This window comes from Halomonas sp. TP35, from assembly GCF_052375975.1.
Classification (GTDB): Bacteria; Pseudomonadota; Gammaproteobacteria; order Pseudomonadales; family Halomonadaceae; genus Vreelandella; species Vreelandella citrativorans.
In genome coordinates, this window is sequence record NZ_JBQSUZ010000001.1 from 510,827 (window position 1) to 532,583 (window position 21,757).

Here is a 21,757-nt window from a genome sequence, read left to right on the forward strand (position 1 = left end):
GCCCTCTGGGCGCCACTTGCCCATAACCTGACGGGGTGAGGTGATTTATGGTGTCCTGGTTTCTGCGTGTCGAACATGTGTTGACTCGGTTAGCGCTGGCGATTGCTATTTTGATGTTGATCGTTTCAGTGTCGTTGGGATTCTATCAAGTGCTTACACGATTTCTCTTCAATGCACCCTCGACGTGGTCGGAGACGTTGTCACGGGCGACGATGATCTGGTGTGTGTTTATGGCCTCTGCCGCCACGTTCCGCGGCGGCTTTATGATGGCCGTAGAGGTTATCTACAAGCTCGTGCCCAAGCCCACCCTGCTGGCGCTTGAATGGTTTATCGGTCTGTGCTGTCTTCTGGTGCTCTCTGTATTGGTATTCTACGGCATCCAAATGACCCAGCGGGTTAGCAATCAGACGCTGTCCGCGCTTGAGGTCTCGATGTCCTGGGCATATGCGGCTATTCCAGTGGGCAGTGCCTTTGCGATGCTGGCCGTTATTGCGCGGCTGCTGGCCCAAAGTTGCGGTCTTGAAACTTTAGGGCCAATGCATGATGAGACAGTCGAGAAAGAGGCTGCAGCAACGTCCGGCATGCCGCCTGCTACCCCGAGTGAGCCGCGCTTATGAACTTAGCCATTGGTCTTTCTCTGTTGATTTTGTTCGCCACCGGCGTGCCGATCGCAATCTCCATTCTGCTGGCATCGATCATCGGCATTGAGTTTTTTTCGCGCTTTCCCTTGATGATGGTGCCTCAACAGCTGTTTGTAGGGCTGGATAACTTCCCGCTGATGGCGATTCCTTTTTTCATCTTGGCGGGCAACCTGATGGCAGCCGGTGGTATCTCTAGCCGACTGGTTGATCTGGCCAAGTCAATCGTGGGTGGCGTTCAGGGTGGGTTGGCGATGACCTGCGTACTGACCTGCATGATGTTTGCGGCAGTATCAGGCTCCAGTGTGGCGACGACCTTTGCTATCGGTGCGATTCTTATTCCAGCAATGGTCAAGCACGGCTATCCCAAACCCTTGGCCGCCTCCATCCAGGCTTCATCGGCAGAGCTGGGGGTGCTGATTCCGCCCTCTATTCCCTTGATTCTATTTGGGGTAAGTACCAATACCTCGATTGGCCAGCTGTTCATTGCAGGCATTGGTCCAGGGTTATTGGTTGGTGGTGCGCTGCTGGTCTTTGTTTATATTTTCTGCAAGCTGCGCGGTTTTGGTCTTCAAGATCGCAATGACCGCACTCGCTTTACGACGGCCTTCCAGCGTGCCTGGGCGGCAATGCTGATGCCGGTGGTGGTCATCGGCGGCATCTATGGCGGAATTTTCACACCCACTGAAGCCTCGGCGGTGGCGGTGTTTTATGCCTTGGTGGTCGGTGCTTGCTACCGAGAGCTTAAGCTGGTCGACCTAATTCCCGTACTGCGTCAAAGCGTTGTGTCTACCGCTGCGGTGATGCTGATTATCTCAGCGGCCGCTCTGTTTAGTTTCCTGATTAGCCGTTCCGGCCTTCCCGCCCAAGTCGCCGCTGGAGTCACGGCGATGTTCGAAAGCCCCTGGGCTTTTTTGCTGGCCGTCAACGCCCTGCTGCTTGTGGTGGGGATGTTTATCGAGACCGGCGCGGCGATCCTGGTACTGGCACCGATCCTTACGCCGATCGCCATGCAGTTTGGCGTTCATCCGGTACATTTCGGACTGATCATGGTGGTTAATTTGGCCCTGGGAATGATTACTCCGCCGCTGGGCGTAAACCTGTTTGCCGCGTGTGCAGTGGCGAAGATTTCCATTGATCAGATGCTGCCCTGGCTGGTGCGATTTGTGCTGGTGGTGCTGACGTGTCTGATGGCAATTACCTATATGCCCTGGATCTCGATGGGCCTGGTTAACCTGCTGTATGGCTAAGGAGTATGTTGATGATTGATTTGCCCGAATTTCCACCCCAGGCGGCGCTAATAGGCAATATCTGGGTTGATACCGGCGCGACGCTACCCGTAGAGGCGCCCGCTCGTGGCGAAGTCGTCACGCATATCGCCCGCTGCACGCCGGAGCATGTCGATGATGCCGTCGCCACAGCGCGGCGCGCCTTTTCAGGTGAGCTGGGAGAGTGGGCGCAGTGGAGTGCCCGCCAACGCAGCGCTTGGCTATTTGACTTTGCTGATGCCATCGAGGCCAACCATGAGCATTTATCGGCTTTAGAATGCCTGGACACTGGAAAGCCCTTAACCCAAGCGCGTGCGGATATTAAAGCCTGCGCGCATTACTTTCGCTTTTACGGCGGTGGCGCCGATAAATTACATGGCGAGACCCTGCCTTATGAAGAGGGCTACACCGTCATGACATTGCGTGAGCCGTATGGTGTTTGCGCGCAGATTATTCCCTGGAATTACCCGTCACAGATATTTGGCCGCTGCGTGGCAGCCGCCTTGGCTGTTGGCAATACTATCGTTCTTAAGCCTGCCGAAGATGCCTGTTTGAGCGTCTTGAGCTTGGCAAAGCTGGCGATAGCCTGCGGTCTGCCAGCCGGAGTGCTCAATGTGGTGCCGGGACTTGGGCGTGAAGCCGGTGCTGCCCTGGCCGCGCATCCGGGGATTGATCATCTCTCATTCACTGGTTCTCCTGAGACCGGCACCCATGTAACCCAGGCGGCGGCAAAGCATCACGTGCCCGTCACGCTAGAGCTGGGTGGCAAGTCGCCGCAGATTGTCTTTGCAGATGCCGATCTAGATGCGGCTTTCGACGCAGTGGTGCGTGGGATTATTCAGAATGCCGGGCAAACCTGCTCGGCGGGCAGTCGCCTGTTAGTACAGCGCGATATATCGGAAATGTTTACGGATCGTCTGATAAAGCGCTTCTCGGCGCTACAGTGTGCATCGGGCGAGGAAGATGCCGACTGCGGCCCGCTGATCAATGCCCGTCAAAAATCGCAGCTCGATAATCGGCTAGCCATGGCCGAAGCGGACGGTATTCGAGTTGCGGCAAGAGGGCAGCTCGCTAAAAATGCCTCACCGGCCGGGCATTTCGTCGTCCCGCATCTGCTTACGGACATTCCCGATGAACATGACGTGCTGCACGAAGAGCTGTTTGGCCCCGTGCTGGCCGTGCAGATATTCGACGATGAAGCACAAGCGTTGCGCTTGGCCAATGCAACCGACTTCGGGCTGTGCGCCGGTGTCTGGACGCGCGACGGTGGTCGTCAATTGCGCTTGGCGAGAGGCATTCGCAGCGGCCAGGTTTTTATCAATAACTACGGTGCGGGCGGCGGTATTGAACTGCCTTTCGGCGGTGTCGGGCGTTCCGGGCACGGGCGGGAAAAAGGCTTCGAGGGGCTGCGCAGCTATACCCGGATAAAAACGGTCGCTATTCGCCATGGCTAGAACAAAATCGTAACTACATTAGGCTAGGAGCTTATTCATGAATCAATCCGTTCGTACAGAGCATCGCATCGGCATGGTGGGTGTAGGGTTAATGGGCCACGGCATTGCCAAGAACATTCTCAACGCGGGGTATTCCCTGGCCTTTCTGGACCACCCTGGGAACCAGCCCGTGGACGATCTACTGGCGGCAGGCGCCGTGTCGTGCTCAAGCGCGTGGGAAGTGGCCGAAAAAGCCGACGTGGTATTGCTGTGCGTAACGGGATCACCCCAAGTAGAGGCCGTGCTGTTTGAGCCGGATGGCGTGCTGGAGGGGCTCGCCCAGGGTTCCATCGTGGTGGACTGCTCTACCTCGTTGCCAAGTTCCACGGCTAAGGTTGCCGCCAGGGTAGCAGAAGCGGGTGGCCACCTGGTCGATGCGGCGATGACACGCACGCCCAAGGAAGCTGAGGAGGGGCGGTTGAACCTTATCGTCGGTGCATCCGAAACGCTGTTTGAAGCGTTGCGCCCGCTACTCGAAAGTTTCGCTGAGGTCATTACCCACGCGGGAGGCGTAGGCTCAGGGCATACTCTTAAGCTACTGCATAACTACGTGTCGTTGGGATTTTCAGCCGTACTGGCCGAGGCGACTGCGGCTTCCCGGCGGGCGGGTATCGATGACCACGCTTTTCTGGAGGTTTTGACCAAGGGCGGCGGGGGCGGCGTGGTGCTGGAACGGTTACGTCCCTTTATTGAATCAGGCGATGCTTCGGGGTTTCGCTTTAGCGTGGCGAACGCGCATAAAGATCTCGGCTACTACCACACCATGACCGATGAGCTTAATACGACAAGAGGCGTCGCCGGCGCGGTAGCGGCGCTGTACGCAGGCGTGGAGGATCAGACCATGGCGGTGCCGGAGTTGATTCGTTTGCTAGAGGAGCACTGAATCCTGACCACGGTGATGAATGGTGGATAGTAGTTATATGAGGAGTCATCGATAAGGGCAAAACTCAATGAGCTTTGCCCTTATGTTTCAAGTGCGGTGGCGGAATGCTTTAGTCCCTCGGAAACCGGGCTTCCAATTCAGCAACCTGTTCAGGCGTCAGCACACGCGGGTTTTCGCCGCGCAACAGCAGAAACAGCTTGGCCGTTTCTTCGAGCTCTTCGGTGGCATACACCGCCGCTTCAAGGTTTTTACCGGCGACAACCGGGCCGTGGTTGGCGAGTAGCACGGCGCTGTGCTTGCCTGCTAGGCCGCGTACCGCTTCGCCCAGCTGTTGGTCGCCCGGGATGTGGTAAGGCACCAGGGGAAGCTTGCCTACGCGCATGGCGTAATAGGCGGTGAGCGGCGGAATGCAGTCGCAAGGGTTGATACCCGGCAGGCAGGAAACCGCCACCGAATGCGTGGAGTGCAGGTGCACGATAGCGCCGGACTGAGGGCGCTCATCGTACATCGCCATATGCAGAAACTGCTCTTTGGTGGGCTTATCACCGCTGATTAGCTGGCCTTGGGTATCCAGGTGCGAGATGCGTGCAGGGTCCAGACGCCCAAGGCAAGCGTTGGTAGGCGTCATCAGCCAGCCGCCGTCATCCAGGCGCAGGCTGATATTGCCACTGGAGCCCATGGTCAGGCCTCGATCGAACAGCGATTTCCCCAGCGTGCTGATCTGTTCACGCAGGCAGTTCTGGTCGTGAGTACTCATGCCAATACCTCAAACGCGCGTGTGAAGAAATCCACACTGCCAAAGTTGCCCGACTTGAGTGCCAGAGAAAGTGGGGCCTCGCGGTTGGCAAGTGCCGCCTGTGTCCAGGGCACGCCGGGATCGATCTGCTCGCCGATACGTAGCGCTGAAATGCCCAGGGCAGACACCACCGCACCTGAAGTTTCGCCACCGGCAACTACCAGTCGGCCAACGCCTTCATTGACCAGAGTAACGGCAAGCTGGCTTAGCGCTTTTTCGACGATGAGGCCGGCCTTATCGACGCCCAGTTCCACCTGAGCAGCCTTGACCTTTTCAGGATCAGCTGAGGCATAGATCAAGGCAGGTGCATCTTGTTCAAGACGCTCGAACGCGAAGGCCAGGGCTTGCTCCCATTGTTTGTCGTCTTTCGCCAGAGCCTGCGGGTCAAGCGCAAAACCAGCGCCAGGATGGTGTTCGAGGAAATCAGCAACCTGGGCAAGCGTTGCCCGTGAGCAGCTGCCAGACAGTGCCAGCATGTTACCCGAGGCGGGTTGAAGACGCCCGGGCTCGGCTATCTCGGCAAGCCAACCCTGTTTGCGGTACTGGGCAGGCAGGGCTTGGCCTAGCCCCGAACCGCCGGTTACCAAGGGCATCGTTACCGTTGCCTCCGCCAAGACGTCCAGATCGCTATCATCGACGGTATCGCAAATCACGTGGCGTACGTTTTTAGCCGCCAGAGCGTCAAAGTGTTGGCGAGTGGCTTCGGCCCCTTTGGCTAGCGTGGAGCGGCTGGCCAAGCCAACGGCGTGGGAAGTCTGGCGCGAAAGCACGCGTACAAGATCCGCATCGGTCATGGGCGTCAGCGGGTGGTGCTGCATGCCGCTATCGTTAAGCAGGCGATCGCCAACGAACAGATGCCCTTGATATACCGTCCGGCCATTAATCGGAAATGCCGGGACCATCACGGTTCGCGAGACGCCGAGTCGATCAAGTAGTGCATCGGCAACTGGGCCGATGTTGCCCTTATCGGTTGAATCAAAGGTCGAGCAGTATTTAAAAAATATCTGCCGGGCACCCTGTTCACGTAACCAGTCAAGTGCTGCCAGTGAATCGCTAGTGGCCTCTTCAACCGGGCAGGAGCGCGATTTAAGCGCCACTATCACGGCATCCACGTTGCTTAAATCGGGCGAGGTGGTCGGCACGCCAATCACTTGAACGCAGCGCATGCCGCCGCGTACCAGGTTATTGGCAAGGTCAGTGGCGCCGGTGAAATCGTCGGCGATAGCGCCCAGTACGATGGTCATAGCATTCTCCAGGATACGGGCTTCAGGTAGTGGCCTTACGACGTGCGCGTTTGATCAGCGGCGTAATCAGCGTGACGGCCAGCAAAAGGAAAGCAATACTCAGTAGCGTGGCGCTAATAGGACGCTCAATAAAGATGCTGAAGTCGCCTTGTGACATGGATAGCGCACGGCGCAGCTCGCTTTCTGCGATAGGGCCCAATACCAGTCCCAAAATGATGGATACCAGAGGGAAGTTGATCTTCTCAAGCAGATAGCCCAGTACGCCAAAGCCCATCATCAACCATACATCAAACATGGAGTTGCGCACCGAATAGGTACCCACGATGCAGCACATGATAATAATGGGGCCGAGTGCGGAATAAGGTACATTCAGCAGCTTGGTAAACAGCACGATGAACGGCTTTGAGAAAAGCAGAATCATGAAATTGACGATAAATAGCCCGGCAAACACCGCATAGATTAAGTCACTGCTAGTCAGCATAAACATTGGTCCAGGCTGCAGGCCGTGCATGATAAACGCGCCCAAAATAACGGCCGTAGTGCCGCTACCCGGAATACCCAGTGCAAAAAGCGGTACCAGTGCACCCATGGCCGCTGCGTTATTGGCAGACTCAGGGGCGGCAATACCTTCCGGCGCACCCTTGCCAAATTTCTCGGGATGCTTGGACCAGCGGACCGTTTCGCTATAACTCACCATCGCCGCGGTGCTGGCCCCGATACCCGGCAGGATACCGATGACGACCCCGATAATAGATGAACGCGACAGGGTCATGCCGATCTGGCGCAGGATAGGAAGATCGAAAATCTTGACCTTCACCTTTTTCAAGGGCTGATGGCTTTCATGGTCCAGTGTACGTTTCATGACTTCTGAAACGGCAAACAGACCCACAATGACCGGAATCAAGCCCACGCCTTCGGTCAGATTAAGATTGCCAAAGGTAAAGCGGCTGGTGCCGGTGAGCGGGTCAATACCAATGGTCGCAATGAATAGGCCTAGCGCCGCACCAATCAAGCCAAATATGAGGCGACCGCCTAGTGAAGCCACCACTGTTAAACCGAGTACCGCCAAGGCAAAGTACTCAGGAGATGAAAACTTCAAGGCCATCTTGGCAAGCATGGGCGTGAATATAATAAGCGCGACGGTACCCACAAGCCCGCCGATAGCCGAGCTTAAAACGCCGATGCCCAAGGCTTTGCCTGCCTCTCCACGCTGAGTCATGGGATAGCCATCAAACGCCGTCATTACCGCTTCAGGCGTGCCTGGGGCACGGTATAGAATGGCCGTAATCAAACCTGAAAAGACCGTTGCGCCATAGATGGCGGTCAGCACCATAAAGGCTGTGGTCGGCTCCATGCCATAAGTAACTGGCAGCAGGATAACCACTAGAATAACGCCGCTAACGCCGGGCAGTGCACCACCGATAAAGCCGATAAACACGGCAGAGGTTAAGAGCAGTAGATTGAGTGGCTGCATCACCACGGCTAACCCGGCCAAAAAATGTTCTAGCATGGTCGACTCCCTGGAAGGTTGGGTCTGTTATGGATCAGCCTTACGGCATGGGAATGCCAAGCAGCGACACGAAAACGCCCTGCATCAGTACAGCGGCAAGAACTAACGTAATGGCAATGTTCGTCCACGAACGGGCGCCCAGCAACAGCGTACCGATAAACGTAAATATCAGGCTGGCGATTAAAAAGCCGATGCTTTGTATCAATAGCGTGTAGGTGATAGCCGCTGCTATAAACCACCAATGGCGGGTGCGGCCAAGGGAGAAGCATGATGAGATTGGTGCCGTTTCAGTTGGGGGGGGCGAATCAGCTTGGGGGTCGCTGACCAGTGCCTGTTTGCGGTCACGCCACGTAATGGCGAGCAGGACAATTCCCAGCACAAACAGAACGATCAGCAGGGTCAGCGGCCAAACGCGAGGGCCGATAAACGTGGACACCTGCGCAGAGCTTGGGAATTGCAGCGTGGGATAAAGACTCACCATCGCGAGTGACACGACCCCAAGCGCAAAAAGAGTGATCCTAGCGTGCATGGTAAACCTTGATGGGGATAGTGGAAGAACGGCCCCGCGAGGCCGATCTTTCAGATGGATATAGGAGGGGACATGCCCTTCCACCAACCAGTAGCTGCTGGTTTAGTCGTTTTGCAGCAAACGCGAGTAAAGCTCGTAGTTGTTCTCAAGCCGCTGACGATACTCGTCGCTACTCATCCAGCCTTCACGGTAATCAAGGTTTACGCGCTCTGCGTAGCTTTGGTACTCCTCAGAGTCATATACGTCTTTAAAGGCATCTTCCAGACGCTTCATGATCGGCGCAGGCGTATCAGCATGCACAAATATGGCGCGATCGTTACCGTCTGTCAGGTCCCAGTCGTTTTCAACCGTGGTCGGCACATCTGGGTAGTCTTCAAGGCGTTCATCGCTGAAGACCAAAATTGGCATCATCTGGCCGGCTTCGATGTAGCTTAATAGCGGGCTTAGCGAGGTGGTGGTCGCATCAATATTGCCGCCCAGCACATTGGCAGTGGCGTTGCCGGTACTGTCGTAAGGGATAAAATTTATGTCTAGCCCAGACGCATCACGCAGCGACAGGAAAGCTACATGATCTGGGCTTGCCGTATGGGTGCCCCCAACGGTGACTTTACCGGGGTTTTCCTCAGCGTATTTCACGAAAGAATCAAAATCAGGAAAACGCTCAGGATTAACAAAAAGCGCCATTACGTCAGACTGCATGCGCGCAACCGGCGTTAACTGATCCAGACCCACGGGGTTTTGGCCCGCCGCAAGTGAGGTCACAAGCGTAGTGGACGCAAAGTCTAGAGTGTGGCCATCAGCCTCGCTCGTGGCGGCACGCTGATGGGCTAAAGCACCGGACGCGGCTGGCAGGTTAACCACTGTAATACTCGCGCCGCCAATGGCTTCTTCAAACATCGGGCGAACGACCCGAGCAAAGTTATCAGTACCACCGCCAGCACCTGCGGCTACCAGGAACTGGATTGGCTTGCTGGGGAAGTTGTCGGCATCGCTGGCGCTGGCACTGGTAGCCGCGCCGAGCATGGCAAGACCTAAAGTGGCGTATTTAACATTATGTTTGATAAGCATAATTTTCTCCAAGGTGATTATTGTTGCTTTTAGGGTCCATCAATATGCGAAGTAGAGCACCTTAAAGGCACTCTACCGTTAGTTACTGGCTGTCGCCTGCGTAAAACAGCTTGTCCTGTTTAAGTCGCAGCTTATGTAGTCGAGAAGGTGGTAACGTGACATCGGCTAAAGTAATGGGTTGGTTAGGTGCGATATCGCGAATAACTTCGGCGCCTGGTAACAGATAAAAAGGGACTTTGGCGTCATCTGAAAGCGCCGCAGCGGGGTGAATCTCCGGACGCAGCCCTTCGATGTGCCGATGATGGCCCTTCATCTCGAGCCGCTGGCCCGCCTTGATCGCTTGGGTGGCGCGCGCAGTCAGGTCGAATTTAGGGGTGGTGGCATGGCCGCCACCGGACGTTAAGCCGTTGAGTACCACATCCAGCAGCGAGATGGGCGCTTCCAGGCCTAGCAAATGGCGTGGCAGATATACCATGGCGCTATTGCCGCTGCGGCTTAGTACGTGACCTTTATCGCGCAGCAGTGTCCAGACATGCGGGTCTTCACAGCGCACCACTACAAACACACCGCCAGCAAAGCTCAGCTCATCTGGGCGGCGCAGGCAGTTAAAGACTTCAAGGCGCTCATTACCTTTTAGAACACCGCCTTCTGCTTGGGTATCCAGAAGCGTGGGCACTTCTATGGTTCTGAGCACCATGGCATGAAATTCAGGCAGATCTGGCTGTAGGCCTGTAGCGTTGGCAACATTGACCATCTCACACAGGTCAGGCACGGAAATCTGCGGAATAGCTGACAAGGCCTCGCCGCGGGATTTGACTGTGGTGCGTGCATCGCTATCGTCAAGCTTCCAGAGGGCGGCAATTTCAGTGGCATCGTACTGGGTGCCATTACAGGTCACGGTGCCTTGCGCTTCATCCCAGATAAAGTCGTATTCGCTACTCTTGCCAGCAGAAATGATCTCAAACCCCAGCGTTTTGGCCCATGTGACAAGGCCAATCAGCAGGCTTGGCTGGTCGCCATCCAGCGGCGTGAAAAGGCGTCCTTGGTCTTCGGCCAGGCGAGTCAGGTAGGGTCCGACAACCGACTCGGTTTCCTTGGTGGCAATACCGACATGCTTACCCGCCAGTAAGGCCGCTTCTGCATAATGGGCGCCGACATCAGGAATGCCGGTAGACTCAACCAGAATATCGAACGGAAGTGCCGCGACCGTATCGAAAGAAGCTGTGGCAATGAAAAAGCCTTTCTGCCAAGCGTCTTCGGCATCGCTCGTAGAGTGGCATACCATTATTTTTGTGCTGGGAAAACCCGCGTGGCGAAAGGCTTCAGCCGCCTTTTCAGGATTGATGTCGATCGCAATACGCGCTGACAATCCTGGCATCTGGCGGGCTTGACGCAATACGCCACGACCAAAATCACCAGCGCCCGCGATACAGACTTCAACTATTTTGGTCGTATGAAAGTGTTGTAAGTAATTCATAAATAATGGCATTCCATGTTTGGCAAAAGTATTTTTACAGTGGCCATGAACTTATAGATGCTTCTTTTTTCAACGTAGGCGTAATATATAGATGTGAAATTTAGTGGTATACCATTAGAGAGGTCAACGCTAGAAGGATGATACTTTAGTCGTTGGTAGATTTGTTTTTCTTTAAATCAATGGCTTAAGTGTTATTGAGGGAGTGTTTTTTTATATGTGATTATTTGAAAAGAGTTTTTTGGTATGCCATTATTAATAGACGCTAATCAAAGTGAACAACTCCATGGAAGATATCGCTCCAACCCATAACGCCGGGCTTGTTGAAAAAGTCGCGCATTATTTGCGCGAACATATCGTCATGGATCATTTCCAACCGGGACAGCGGTTACCCGAGCGCACGCTGGCAGTTGAGTTACAAGTGTCGCGTACGCCGCTACGCGAGGCGCTCAAGATTCTTGCGACAGAAGGTTTAGTGGTGATTTCCCCCAACCGCGGGGCTGTGGTTGCGGATGTCAGCGCTGCGGATATGAAAGAAAAGGCCTATGTATTAAGCGTCCTTGAGCAGTCAGCCGCGCAACTGGCGTGTGTCAGGGCTAGCGACGAAGATATTGCTGAGTTACAGGCGCTGCATTACGAAATGAAAGCTTCGTTCTTAAGAAGGGATCGGCAGAACTACTTTCGGCTTAACCAGGATATCCACAACCGGATCGTGGCGCTTTCGGGGAACACGACCCTAATTGATATACACGCCAACCTCAGTCGGCAGCTTTATCGGGTGCGCTATCTGTCCAATCAAAAGAACGATAAATGGGCGAAAGCCATGGAGGAGCACGAGGCCATCATGGCGGCCTTGGAGGCCCGCGACGCCGCACGCGTCGGCGATGAACTGCGCAACCATCTGGGTAAAACGTGGATAAAGTACACGAACGGTGAGGAAGATATCGGTCAGCCGGAAAACCTGACCCTCTAGTCTCGTCCTGGGCAATCTTTATTGCCACATCAATCCTGCTTGGTGGGCTCTGGGCGCGTTGCCAGCCATACCGCCACCCCGGCCAGCAGTGCGATGATGGCCCAGCGCAACCAGCCTTCCCCCAAATGCCAGAGCAGCAGCATGGCGCTGGCGATGATGCTACTCACCGCCACGTACTTGGCGCGACGTGAAATGGCGCGCTCGCACTCCCAGTTCTTGATCAATGGCCCCACGTAGCGCCGCGAACGAATCCAGGCTTCGAAGCGTGGCGAGCCCTTGGAAGCACAGTAGATCGCCCCGAGCATGAACTCGGTAGTCGGCAGTAGTGGCACGAAAATACCTACGACTCCAATGCCGAAGCTCAGCGCGGCCAGTGCTACCCATAGGGCGCGGGCCAGCGGGCTGCGTGCAGGCTCACGCTGGGGCGATGTCGATGAAGGGGGCGTTTCTTTCATGTGTCGTGGCTCTCTAGGCTTCGGCAGTATCGCCGGAAATCGTTTAGAAATAGTTCGCTACCTGGGCGATATCGCTGTCGTCAAGTTGCCCCGCTTGCCAGCGCAGGCTCAGCCAGGCCACTAGGTAATCGTAGCGAGCCCGCGCCAGATCGCGCAACGCCTCGAAGCGTTGGTGTTCGGCATCCAACACGTCCAGATGGGTACGCTCGCCGCCTTCCAGGCTACGCTGTGTCGCTTCCACGCGCTGGGTGGCGGCCTCGACGGATTGCCGGTACGCCTCTTCGCGCCGCTGGCTGCTACGCACCAGCCGGTACTGGCGTTCTACGTCGTTGAGAATTTCTGCTGTGGTCGCATCCAACTCGTGGCGATGCTGTTCGAAGGTGCTCTGTGCCTGGCGGCTGGCGGCCACGACCCGCCCACCCGAATAGAGCGGCAGGTTGACTTCGACGCCGATGCTGTTGGTATCGTAGCGCTGGCCGATGGTGTTCTCGCTGCTGGAGTCGGAGATCTGGCTGCGGGCATAAAGCTGCACCGTGGGCAAGTGGCCTGCGTACTGGGCATGCACCTGATGGCGCGAGGCATCCAGGGCGCTGCGCTGTGCCGCAAGCTCCGGGTTGTAGGCCAGTGCCAAGGTTTGCCACTCGTCTAACGTGGAGGCACTGGCTTGTGCCTGCTCCGCCAGCACTGCCCAGGCGTCTGGGCGAAGCGGTGCCAGGGGGGAAGCAGGCCGTTGGCCGATGAGCAGGTCGAGTGCGTTGAGTGCGTCCTGCAAGCGGTCCTCGGCTTCGATTAGGCGCGCTTCGACCAGTCGCATCTGTGCGGCAATTTCCAACTGATCGGTACGCGTGCCCTCACCATAGGCGACGAACTGGGTGCTTTTCTCCGACTCCTCTTCCAATGCCCGCAGGTGCGCTTCGGCCAAGGCGATGTCGTCCTCGGCGTAGAGGGTATCGGTATAGGCTTGGAGCACACGAACGGCCAGTGCTTGATAGGCGCGGTCGAGCGTTGCCTCGGCAGCTTCGGCACGCGCCCTGCCTGCCTGATACTGGGCGAAAGCCGCCGCATCCAGTAGCGGCTGGGTCAGAGTCACTGCCGAGGTGTGGCTTGAGTAGCGCATGTCGTTGGTGGTCGTGCCCAGCGGGGTCGACTGCTCTACTTCAGAGTGGTTATGCGCGTAGGAGTAGCGGTAGCCGAGCGTAGGCAGCAGCCGCGAGCGCCCCAGGGCACGCTCCTGCTGCCCGGCATCGCGGGCGTTTTGTGCAGCAAGCCAAGTAGGATCGTATTGGCGGGCGTAGTCGTAAGCGGTCTGGAAATCCAGTGCCTGGGCAGCCAGTGGTAGGCAGAGCCAGCAGCCGATGCTAAGTTTCACCGCCGTTGAACGTAACAACCTCATGCATCCCCCCATGCCATGCGTGCCCGGTCGAACAGGGGCTTGAGCAGATAGTTGAGCAGTGAGCGCTCGCCCGTACGGATGAATGCTTCCACTGGCATGCCCGCCTTTAGCGGCGCTGTGCCCAGCACTGCCAGGTCGTCGTTGGCGACCTCGACCTCCAGGCGGTAGTAAGGCAGGCCGCTGACCTCGTCGACCAAGCGGTCGGCGGAGACCTGCGTAACCGTGCCCGGAACGCGCGGCGTGCTGCTGCGCTCGAACGCGGTGAAGGCAAGCTCTACCGGCAGGCCCGGTGCTACGCGGTCGACCTGGTCGACGGGAAGCTGCCCCTCCACGCGCAATGGCTCGTCTTGCGGGACGATCTCCATCAGCAGACTGCCGGGCTGTGCCACGCCGCCCTCGGTGTGCAAGGCCAAGCCCACCACGCGGCCCGAGCGCGGGGCACGAATCACCGCGTGCGCTTGTTCGTAGGCGTTGTTGGCCATGCGCCCGGCGGCTTCTTGGCCGCGCAGGCGGGCTTGAGCCAGCGCTTCGCCCACTTCGCGCTGATACTCCTCCTGGCGCTGGGTCAGGCGCAGCTCAAGCTCGTCGATCTGGCGTTGGGTTTGCTGCAGGGTGCCGTTGGCGCTGGCAATGTCGCCTTGCAACTGGACGTAACTGCCTTCGAACTCCAGCATTCGGTTGCGTGGTATGTAGCCTCCCGATGCTAGCTCGCTCAGGTTGCGCCGCTGCTCGCTGAGCACGTCAAGGCGTGTTCGCTGCTGACTGAGCGAAGCTTCGAGACCGGTCACTTGAGCGCGTTGCCCGGCAAGGCTGGCCGCAAGCCCCGCGAGTTCGGCGTCGAGGGCACTGCGGCGGCTGGCAAAGAGCAGGCGCTGCTGGCTGACGAGAGTATCAATATCGGCATCGCCCGAGGGCATGAGTTCGGGTGGGAAGGTGATGCTCGCTTGCCCATCGCGCTCGGCTTCCAAGCGCGCCGTTTCCGCCAGCGCCGAGGCGTGCTGCAAGCGCAGCACCTCGGCCTCGTTTTGCAGCTGCGTGGTATCCAGGCTAACCAACGGCCGCCCTTGATCCACTCGATCACCATCGCGCACCCAGAGCCTTTCGACCGTGCCCCCGGTAGGATGCTCGATCGCTTGGCGGTTCCCCGACACCACCACCGTGGCAGGCACGGCGATACCATTATCCAGCGGTGCCCAGGCTGCCCAGGCCACAAACAGTGCTAAGCCTCCCAGTAGCAGCCAACTCCCTATGCGAAGCGGTCGTCGCTTACGGCGCATGGCGAGTGCTTGCCAGTCCGGTATGGCTGAGGAGGTGTGTGGTTTTGCATCAGGTGGCGACTGCGAGATATCGCGAAGGGTCATGCGCGCTGCTCCTGACGATTGATGGAAACATTGCCGTAGCTATAAGCGCTTTGCGCATACGGAGTGGCCATCGCGCCATTGGCAGGAGCTACCGCTTGGCGGGCAGTGTTCAAGGCTTGCAAGATCTCTTCAGTGGGGCCGAACTTCTGCAGGTGGCCTTCACGTAGTACTAGCAAGTGAGAAGTGGCCTTGAGTACCTGAGGGCGGTGGGTAATCAGCACCACCGTAACGTGGCATTCACGCAGTCGCTGTAACGCTTCCAATAGTGCTTTTTCACCGGCGTCATCAAGGTTTGCATTGGGTTCGTCCAACACGACGAGTGCTGGGGGGCCGTAGAGCGCCCTCGCTAGGGCAATACGCTGGCGCTGCCCTCCCGAAAGGCCGATCCCACTATCTCCTAAGTAGGTGTCGTAGCCATTGGGTAGGGCCAGAATCAGTTCGTGTACGCCCGCGGTTTTGGCGGCCTCGACGACCTTCATGGGGTCCGGTTCGCTGAAGCGAGCGATATTCTCCGCCACGCTACCTGCAAACAGCTCGACATCCTGAGGCAGGTAGCCGATATGTGGCCCCAGTAGCGCTCTGTTCCAGCCCTTGATATCGGCACCATCCAGCCGCACGGTGCCGACCTTCGGCTTCCAAACACCCACTAGCAGTTTGGCCAGGGTAGATTTGCCTGACCCCGAAGGCCCGATAACACCGAGCACGCTGCCCGCTTCCAATTGGAAGCCCACTTGAACCAACGTGGGTATCTTTCCGCCTGGCGGCATGGCGCTTACCGGCTCCACATTAAGCTTGCCCAGCGGGGCAGGGAGGTCCATGCCTGGCTGGCGGGCCGGGTGTACTGTTAGCAGGTTACCCAAGCGCTGGTAAGCCAGCCGTGTAGAGGTCCATTGCCGCCAAGCGTTGATCACCTGATCAATAGGGCTGAGCGCACGGCCCATTAAAATAGACCCGGCGATCATCGTACCAGGACTGATCTGCCCGCCAATCGCTAGCCAAGCGCCCAACCCCAATACCAGTGACTGTAACGCAATGCGCAGGCTCTTGGAGATAGAAGTAACCAGCGCGGTACGCTCGCTGGCCAGCCCCTGCAGCGCGACAAAGCCATCGTGCAGGTGCGACCAGCGGCGGGTAAAGGCCAACAGCATACCCATCGACTCGATGGCATCAGCATGGTGCAGTTGCGCTTCTGCCATGGCATTCGCCTGTACGGAAAGCTTGCCTGCTTCACGTAGCGGCGGCTGGGAAAGTCGCTCGTTGAGCCATGCCAGACCGATCAGCACGATGGCACCCACTAGCGCTAGGCAACCAATCCACGGGTGGAACATAAACATCACCAGCAAATACAGTGGGAACCAGGGGGCATCGAAGAACGCAAATACCGCGTGGCCGGTGATAAATTGGCGCAGCGAATCAAGATCCCGCGTGGCTTGCCCCGCCTGGGCTGCCTGGCCGCTTAGCCCGCGCTCGAAGGCCGCCGCGTAAACCCGCTCCCCCAGTTGTTCATCGAAGCGTTCGCCAATATGAATGACTGCCAGGCTGCGTATGTACTCCAAGGCACCCATTAACGCCAACAGCCCCAGCGCCATGCCCGTTAGCATCATTAGCGTGGTGGTATTGCCGGAAGCCAGTACGCGATCATAGACCTGCAGCATATACAGCGGCGGCACTAGCATCAGCAGATTGATAACCGCACTGAACAGCCCTACCGAGCGCAGTGTGCCGCGATAGCGGCCGAGTGCTTGATTTAGTTCATTACCTGACTGGCGGCGAGGGGGCGCGGGCATGGTGGCGTGTCCTGAAAATGACATGACAAAACAACGAATGTGCTTGAACCTTGAGGCCCAGCCATTCGTCTCGAATTCGTTCTCTCATTAGTGCTTTGGTCACGTCTCTGCTTGACTTCTCGTCTTATCTGGCGAGAATGCCGAGGCACCGCGCCAAGGCATAACGCCCCTGACGCGGTGTTTGAACGTTGCGGCAAGGGGATTCCCCTTTCCTTTTTTATTAGGTGTTTATAGCGATGGCGTTGTTCACGCAGCCAGGGCGAAATCGAATTCGCTGGTAGATACGCCAGTGACGGAAGCTGGGATGGCATCGCCGAGAAGGCCTGCATCGTCCAGCACCGCCAATAAGCCGCCGTTGGTGCCAGTGCCAGCGCTGTCATCGGCACCTTCCACCGAGCCGTTCATCAAGCCCCAGATGATGTCGTGCACTTCGTTGCCACGACCGTTATGGCTGGCGACGATGGGATCGTCGAAGGTGAAGGTAATGAAGTCATTGACGACTTCGCCATTGAGGAGATGTGAGCCCAGCGTGAGGCTCTCTAGGGTGCCGGTCAGAGCATGATCAGCGAAGTTATAGGAGAGATCCCCGGTGGCTGAGAAGGCAAACGCACCTTCGTTATTGGCCATGGCATAGGTATCACCCGCTAGGCCCGAGCCTACTCCGTTGGTGAAGAATCCACCTTCATTGATACCGCCCGGGTTATCGTCACTATGCTCGCCGGGTGCGCCTGATTCCTCAAATTCAAGTAGTAGGCTTTCCAATGATGAGCCAGGGATGAAAAGCTCTGGGAAGTTGTTTTCATCGTAGGTATAGCTAATAGACATTTTCAATCTCCTTTATATAACAATGTTGGCCTTGAGGCCGTGAGTTGGCAGGCAAGGTGAGTTACCTGCCCTGTATGCCCGCTTGGCGGGCATATTCGTTAACAGCACAATAGCGCTGTCATGAAATTAAAAACGCAGTTCTGCCCCGGCCATTAGGGTGCGGCCTGCCCCATAGCTCTTGGAGAAAATATCCGAGTAGCCGGTCACGTAGTTGCGGTCGCGGACGTTGAGCATGGTGGCGCGCAGCAGCAGGTTAGGGTTGACCTGATAGCTGGCGTAGAGGTCCCAGGTGACGTAGCTGGGCCACAGGTCAAAGTCGAAATCCTCCGGGCCGCCCGCGGCGCTGTAGTTAAGGCGGGTGCCTACATCCAGGCGCTGGCCGAACCAGCGGGTACCGAAGGTGAGGCTGCCGCGATCCATCGGCAACTGACGGGCGCTGTTCATACCGATCACATCAATGCCGCAATAGGTTTGGTTATCGAGTTGATCCTCGCGGGACTCGTAGCCCGCTTCGATTGCTTCATAGTGAGCGTCAGGGTAGCTGCCATCTTCATTGGGCATATCTTGTTGAATCCATCCGCTTCCCAGCGGGTAGATCCTCTGACAGAAGGCATTGTCGCTGCCCAGAACATGGGTATAGTTGGCCTGCGTGTACCAGCGCTCGGCGTCATAATCGATCTCCAGCTCCAAACCACGGAAGTCCATGGGCAGCAAGTTGGGCACGAACATGGTGTGGCCCAGCCCCGTACCCGGCTGCCCCGGCATTACGTTAACCATGGAGGTAATCAGGTAGTTGTCCACCCGGGTATCGTAGTAGGAGAGCTTGCTGAAGAAACGATCTCCACCCTTAAACAGATCCTGGGCAGTAAAGTTGGCGCCTAGATCCCAACTGCGCGAGGTTTCCGGTTGTGCATGGGGGTTAGGGAATAGCACTGCAAAAGGGTCACCAGGGTGGCTGCCCTGCATCAGAGTTTCGGTGAGTGCCGGTGGTCGCCAGCCTCGGCCCCAGTTGGCAAATAGCTCGATGTTCTCATTAGGACGGTAGGCTGCGGATAGCGTTGGCAGAAGCTTGTCCATGCTGTTATCGACGTCATAGTCATGCAGCACGGTTTCTGATTGCCACATTGGATTGAAGTTGTTGCTGGTCTGATAGTTAGGAAAAGTGGTTGGATCATTGACGTATGCCTGCTCTTGAGGAATTCGATCACACGCTCTTTGGCGTTGCGCCTCTGAAAGATACGGACTGCGACACTTACTTTCTGCGCTATTTAATCTGGACTGCGCGTATCTCAGCGCCATTGCATAGCGATCATTATATGTCCACTCCGCCCCCGGCAGTTGAGTTGAGCCCTTGAGCTTGTAGTAGTCATAGCGCAGCCCCGCTGCCAGAGTAAACGTCTCATCTTCCCACTGTAAGTTGCCAAAGGCGCTGGCAATACTGCGTTCACCGTTGGGCTGCATGGTGTTGTCGTTGGCACCAAACTGCCGCCCGCCGCGTTCTTGCGTCGTCGTCGATTCGCCTTTGTCGATAAAGTATTCGACCCCGTGATTGGAAGAGAAACCATCAATCCCGCCGAGTGCAAAATGTGCAGTATTTTCCAGCGTAAAGCCGTAGGTATCGATTTGAGTGCGGTTATTGTTGTCAAGCCCCGCCCGGCAGGCGCTATATGCATTATCTGGGATGGGATTCTGTTCACAGACGCCCATCATCCAGTTAAGCTCGGTCATATCGGTGCCGTTTAGCACCACGGGCCGGCCAGCTTCGGTATAACGCTGCCCTTCTGTTGAAACGAAGTAAGCGTTAGCCTCCAGGTTGATCAGAGGGGAGGAGGGGTTAAGGTTATAGCGCAGGCTGACCGAGTCGGAGGTTGTACTGGCGTCGCCAAAGCGGCGCCAGGCATCATCGCCGTCGACCACCTCACCAGCCCTCATTATCTGCCGATCCGAGACGTTGTTGTAAGAGAGTTCGGTACCCAGGTAGGAAAACGTCAGTGACTGGTCGTCATCGATATGAAAGCGTGCCTTGAACAGGTTTGAGTCCTGCTCGTTGTCGGTGAAGCGGACTCGGTCGACATCCTGAACGATGTCTTTATGAAACTCATCCTGAACACCTACCGTAAGAAAATCGTAGTTTGGTCGACGGCGGCCGGGGGCGAATTCGCCAAAGTTGCGGTTGCTGCGTGCCGCCAAGAGCTCCAAACGGTCGCCAAAGCGTCCCGCCACGGCTGCGCTGCCGATGAAGTTGACCCCATTGCTGCGGCCACCGACGCCAGTCATGCCGCGTAAGCGCACGCCGATATCTTTACCCGGTAGAAGAACATCATCCACGTCGATGGTGCGGAAGTTGGCACTGCCGGCGATGGCCCCCGCACCATGCACGCCCGTGCTGGCCCCCTTCTCGACCACCACGTCCGAGAGCAGCTCGGAATCGACATACATGGTGCCGTTACGCTGTTGGTGACCGTTGTCGTTGAAGTTCTGGCGCATGCCGTCGACCATCATGTTGACGCGCCCAAAGTCCTGCATGCCCCGAATATTGACCGAGAGCCCCGGGTCCTGGGCGTTGACGGCACTGTAGACACCAGGGGTCTCCTGCAGCATATCGGCGGCGTGGCGCGGCGGCGTGCGATCAATCTGTTCGCGCGTGATCACGCTTACCGAGCGTGGCTCATGATAGACCCAGTCGTCACCGATACGGTCTGCCGATACGGTCAGAGTGCTAAAGGCTGTTTGGTTGCCCACGGTGATTGAGGTGGTTGGTTCCAGTAGTTCTGCCGTTCTGCCATTGCGGTATGAAAAGGTCAGTGATGAGTCGGCTAGCAGTGTGCGAAGTGCTTCATCGGCAGTCATTTCGCCGCGTAAGGCCGGTGCGGTACCGTTGATGGGCTGGCCATCCTGACGGACGACAGCAATCTGCGTGGTAGCGGTAAATTCACCCAGCGAGTAGAGCAGGTGCTGTTCGGGCAGGTCGAACGTGTAGCGCTGCTGCAAAGGATTTTGCTGCAGCGCCTTGGATGAGTTCGGTACAGAGGGCTGGGCCTGTGCCAATACCTGAGTTTGCGCGGCAAGCAGGCCCAGTATCACAGCGGCAGTGATTGGGGATCGGGAAAAAACCTTAAAATGCATTGAAATAAAGCTCCCTTGTTACGCTAATAATAATCGTTTGTATCTTAATTAACGATTGGGATGAGAATTTCCCTCATCTGAAATAAATTTTTTGCCAAATTATTTTGTGGGGCCGTGGTATGGGACGCGATGCGTGGCATGCCATGCATGCAGGTTTCCCTCTGGGCATACGAGCATGCGTTATATACCCCTCGTTCAACTTCGGGGTTAATCATAATCAATTGCAATTGATATTTGCTTATATTTGAGATTGTTTATATTTTATGGTGATCAAATCAAAGGCAGATTAGGTACATTCAAGGGGGGGATGGTATGGCTCAGGAAATCGAGTGGGATGATATCACCGTATGCCTCCCTCCCGGTATGAGGGAGCGGGCATGGTTCAGGCGTTTATCTTGGTGGAGGCTTCACCATAGACGGTATGCGAATGGGTGGCATGGGCGACGATATTTTTGTCATTCATGGCGGAAGTAATTGTATCGTTTTTAACGATGGTGGTTTTATAACTCCCAATGAAGAGGGTATAACACGAAAAGAAGTGCACGGGTTGGTGACTATTCATGAGTCCAAGGTGTTTAATTTCCGCAATTATGTGCCTTATCTCGGCGTACATTACCGCTTGGCTGCAAAAACTGAGTGCAACACCTGAGCATTTCGCTAAGGTGTTGCGCTCAGTTTCTGCAGCCGCCGTTTGTAGTTGAGCGAACTGCATCAGCAGGTTTGTTCGGCGGTCACGGCAATCGTCAATGCAACTGCGATCAGCACGCTATGCAGAAAAACGCCGCTTGCCAAGGCGATCATTAGCGAAATCCATACGCTAGGTGTTTCTGTCATTAGCCCATAGAGTGAGCCTAAACACCCGCTTATCAGTGAAATCATGAATAAGCTGGCTGCCCACCAGTTGAGCAACAGAGAGGCGGCAGGAAAGGCGTAT

General features: G+C 56.6%; 19 protein-coding genes. 6 read left to right on the forward strand and 13 right to left on the reverse strand.

Annotated elements, in window-relative coordinates; genetic code table 11:
* The first annotated feature begins 47 nt into the window (after positions 1–47).
* The 4 genes from ACT3RU_RS02350 to ACT3RU_RS02365 are packed head-to-tail and all read left to right on the forward strand — an operon-like array spanning position 48 to position 4,282.
* Positions 48–617 (forward strand): TRAP transporter small permease, encoded by a 570-nt coding sequence (locus tag ACT3RU_RS02350; protein WP_444640117.1) that lies wholly within the window; start codon positions 48–50, stop codon positions 615–617.
* Entirely contained in the window at positions 614–1,888 is a 1,275-nt protein-coding gene (locus ACT3RU_RS02355) for a TRAP transporter large permease (RefSeq protein WP_192528268.1), read from the forward strand. The genes ACT3RU_RS02350 and ACT3RU_RS02355 overlap by 4 nt, the downstream gene beginning before the upstream one ends.
* Before the next feature lie 11 nt (positions 1,889–1,899).
* Positions 1,900–3,360, forward strand: coding sequence for an aldehyde dehydrogenase family protein (locus ACT3RU_RS02360; protein WP_444640116.1), 1,461 nt, complete (start codon positions 1,900–1,902; stop codon positions 3,358–3,360).
* A gap of 37 nt (positions 3,361–3,397) precedes the next feature.
* On the forward strand, positions 3,398–4,282 hold the full coding sequence (locus ACT3RU_RS02365; protein ID WP_444640115.1) for an NAD(P)-dependent oxidoreductase: 885 nt from the start codon (positions 3,398–3,400) through the stop codon (positions 4,280–4,282).
* 109 nt (positions 4,283–4,391) lie between these two features.
* Here ACT3RU_RS02365 and otnC read toward each other — a convergent pair whose 3' ends face one another.
* The 6 genes from otnC to ACT3RU_RS02395 all read right to left on the reverse strand — a co-directional run bounded on the left by otnC (position 4,392) and on the right by ACT3RU_RS02395 (position 10,906).
* A complete protein-coding gene (otnC, locus tag ACT3RU_RS02370; RefSeq protein WP_444640114.1) occupies positions 4,392–5,039 on the reverse strand; it encodes a 3-oxo-tetronate 4-phosphate decarboxylase in 648 nt (215 codons plus the stop codon).
* Positions 5,036–6,322, reverse strand: a complete 1,287-nt coding sequence (gene otnK, locus ACT3RU_RS02375) for a 3-oxo-tetronate kinase (protein ID WP_444621598.1) — start codon at positions 6,320–6,322, stop codon at positions 5,036–5,038. The genes otnC and otnK overlap by 4 nt, the downstream gene beginning before the upstream one ends.
* 22 nt (positions 6,323–6,344) lie before the next feature.
* The gene (locus ACT3RU_RS02380) at positions 6,345–7,832 is read right to left on the reverse strand and encodes a tripartite tricarboxylate transporter permease (protein WP_193053379.1); all 1,488 of its coding nucleotides are present in this window, start codon (positions 7,830–7,832) and stop codon (positions 6,345–6,347) included.
* Between the two features lie 40 nt (positions 7,833–7,872).
* Complete coding sequence (locus ACT3RU_RS02385; protein ID WP_444621597.1) at positions 7,873–8,361, reverse strand: tripartite tricarboxylate transporter TctB family protein; 489 nt, start codon at positions 8,359–8,361, stop codon at positions 7,873–7,875.
* Positions 8,362–8,463: 102 nt separating this feature from the next.
* Positions 8,464–9,429: a tripartite tricarboxylate transporter substrate binding protein gene (locus tag ACT3RU_RS02390; protein ID WP_444621596.1), complete on the reverse strand. Its 966-nt coding sequence runs from the start codon at positions 9,427–9,429 to the stop codon at positions 8,464–8,466.
* Positions 9,430–9,511: 82 nt separating this feature from the next.
* Positions 9,512–10,906: an NAD(P)H-dependent oxidoreductase gene (locus tag ACT3RU_RS02395; RefSeq protein ID WP_193053382.1), complete on the reverse strand. Its 1,395-nt coding sequence runs from the start codon at positions 10,904–10,906 to the stop codon at positions 9,512–9,514.
* A gap of 283 nt (positions 10,907–11,189) precedes the next feature.
* On the opposite strand from ACT3RU_RS02395, the gene ACT3RU_RS02400 reads away from it, so the two are divergent.
* Positions 11,190–11,876, forward strand: a complete 687-nt coding sequence (locus ACT3RU_RS02400) for a GntR family transcriptional regulator (RefSeq protein WP_193053383.1) — start codon at positions 11,190–11,192, stop codon at positions 11,874–11,876.
* Between the two features lie 29 nt (positions 11,877–11,905).
* On the opposite strand, the gene ACT3RU_RS02405 is transcribed toward ACT3RU_RS02400, so the two are convergent.
* From ACT3RU_RS02405 to ACT3RU_RS02430, 6 genes are all read right to left on the reverse strand, one after another.
* Positions 11,906–12,331 carry a YbaN family protein gene (locus tag ACT3RU_RS02405; protein WP_193053384.1) on the reverse strand — a complete coding sequence of 142 codons (426 nt, stop codon included), beginning with the start codon at positions 12,329–12,331 and terminating at the stop codon, positions 11,906–11,908.
* Between the two features lie 43 nt (positions 12,332–12,374).
* On the reverse strand, positions 12,375–13,724 hold the full coding sequence (locus ACT3RU_RS02410) for a TolC family outer membrane protein (RefSeq protein ID WP_193053385.1): 1,350 nt from the start codon (positions 13,722–13,724) through the stop codon (positions 12,375–12,377).
* Entirely contained in the window at positions 13,721–15,085 is a 1,365-nt protein-coding gene (locus ACT3RU_RS02415) for an HlyD family type I secretion periplasmic adaptor subunit (RefSeq protein ID WP_483392492.1), read from the reverse strand. The genes ACT3RU_RS02410 and ACT3RU_RS02415 overlap by 4 nt, the downstream gene beginning before the upstream one ends.
* Positions 15,082–16,872, reverse strand: coding sequence for a type I secretion system permease/ATPase (locus ACT3RU_RS02420; RefSeq protein WP_193056657.1), 1,791 nt, complete (start codon positions 16,870–16,872; stop codon positions 15,082–15,084). The genes ACT3RU_RS02415 and ACT3RU_RS02420 overlap by 4 nt, the downstream gene beginning before the upstream one ends.
* Before the next feature lie 246 nt (positions 16,873–17,118).
* Positions 17,119–17,697 carry a heme acquisition protein HasA gene (locus ACT3RU_RS02425; protein WP_096655132.1) on the reverse strand — a complete coding sequence of 193 codons (579 nt, stop codon included), beginning with the start codon at positions 17,695–17,697 and terminating at the stop codon, positions 17,119–17,121.
* 126 nt (positions 17,698–17,823) lie between these two features.
* The gene (locus tag ACT3RU_RS02430; protein WP_483392493.1) at positions 17,824–20,823 is read right to left on the reverse strand and encodes a TonB-dependent receptor; all 3,000 of its coding nucleotides are present in this window, start codon (positions 20,821–20,823) and stop codon (positions 17,824–17,826) included.
* Between the two features lie 436 nt (positions 20,824–21,259).
* Here ACT3RU_RS02430 and ACT3RU_RS02435 point away from each other — a divergent pair, with 436 nt between their 5' ends.
* A complete protein-coding gene (locus tag ACT3RU_RS02435) occupies positions 21,260–21,472 on the forward strand; it encodes a hypothetical protein (RefSeq protein ID WP_192535744.1) in 213 nt (70 codons plus the stop codon).
* Between the two features lie 62 nt (positions 21,473–21,534).
* Here ACT3RU_RS02435 and ACT3RU_RS02440 read toward each other — a convergent pair whose 3' ends face one another.
* Entirely contained in the window at positions 21,535–21,702 is a 168-nt protein-coding gene (locus ACT3RU_RS02440; RefSeq protein ID WP_444648738.1) for a hypothetical protein, read from the reverse strand.
* Positions 21,703–21,757: the final 55 nt, after the last annotated feature.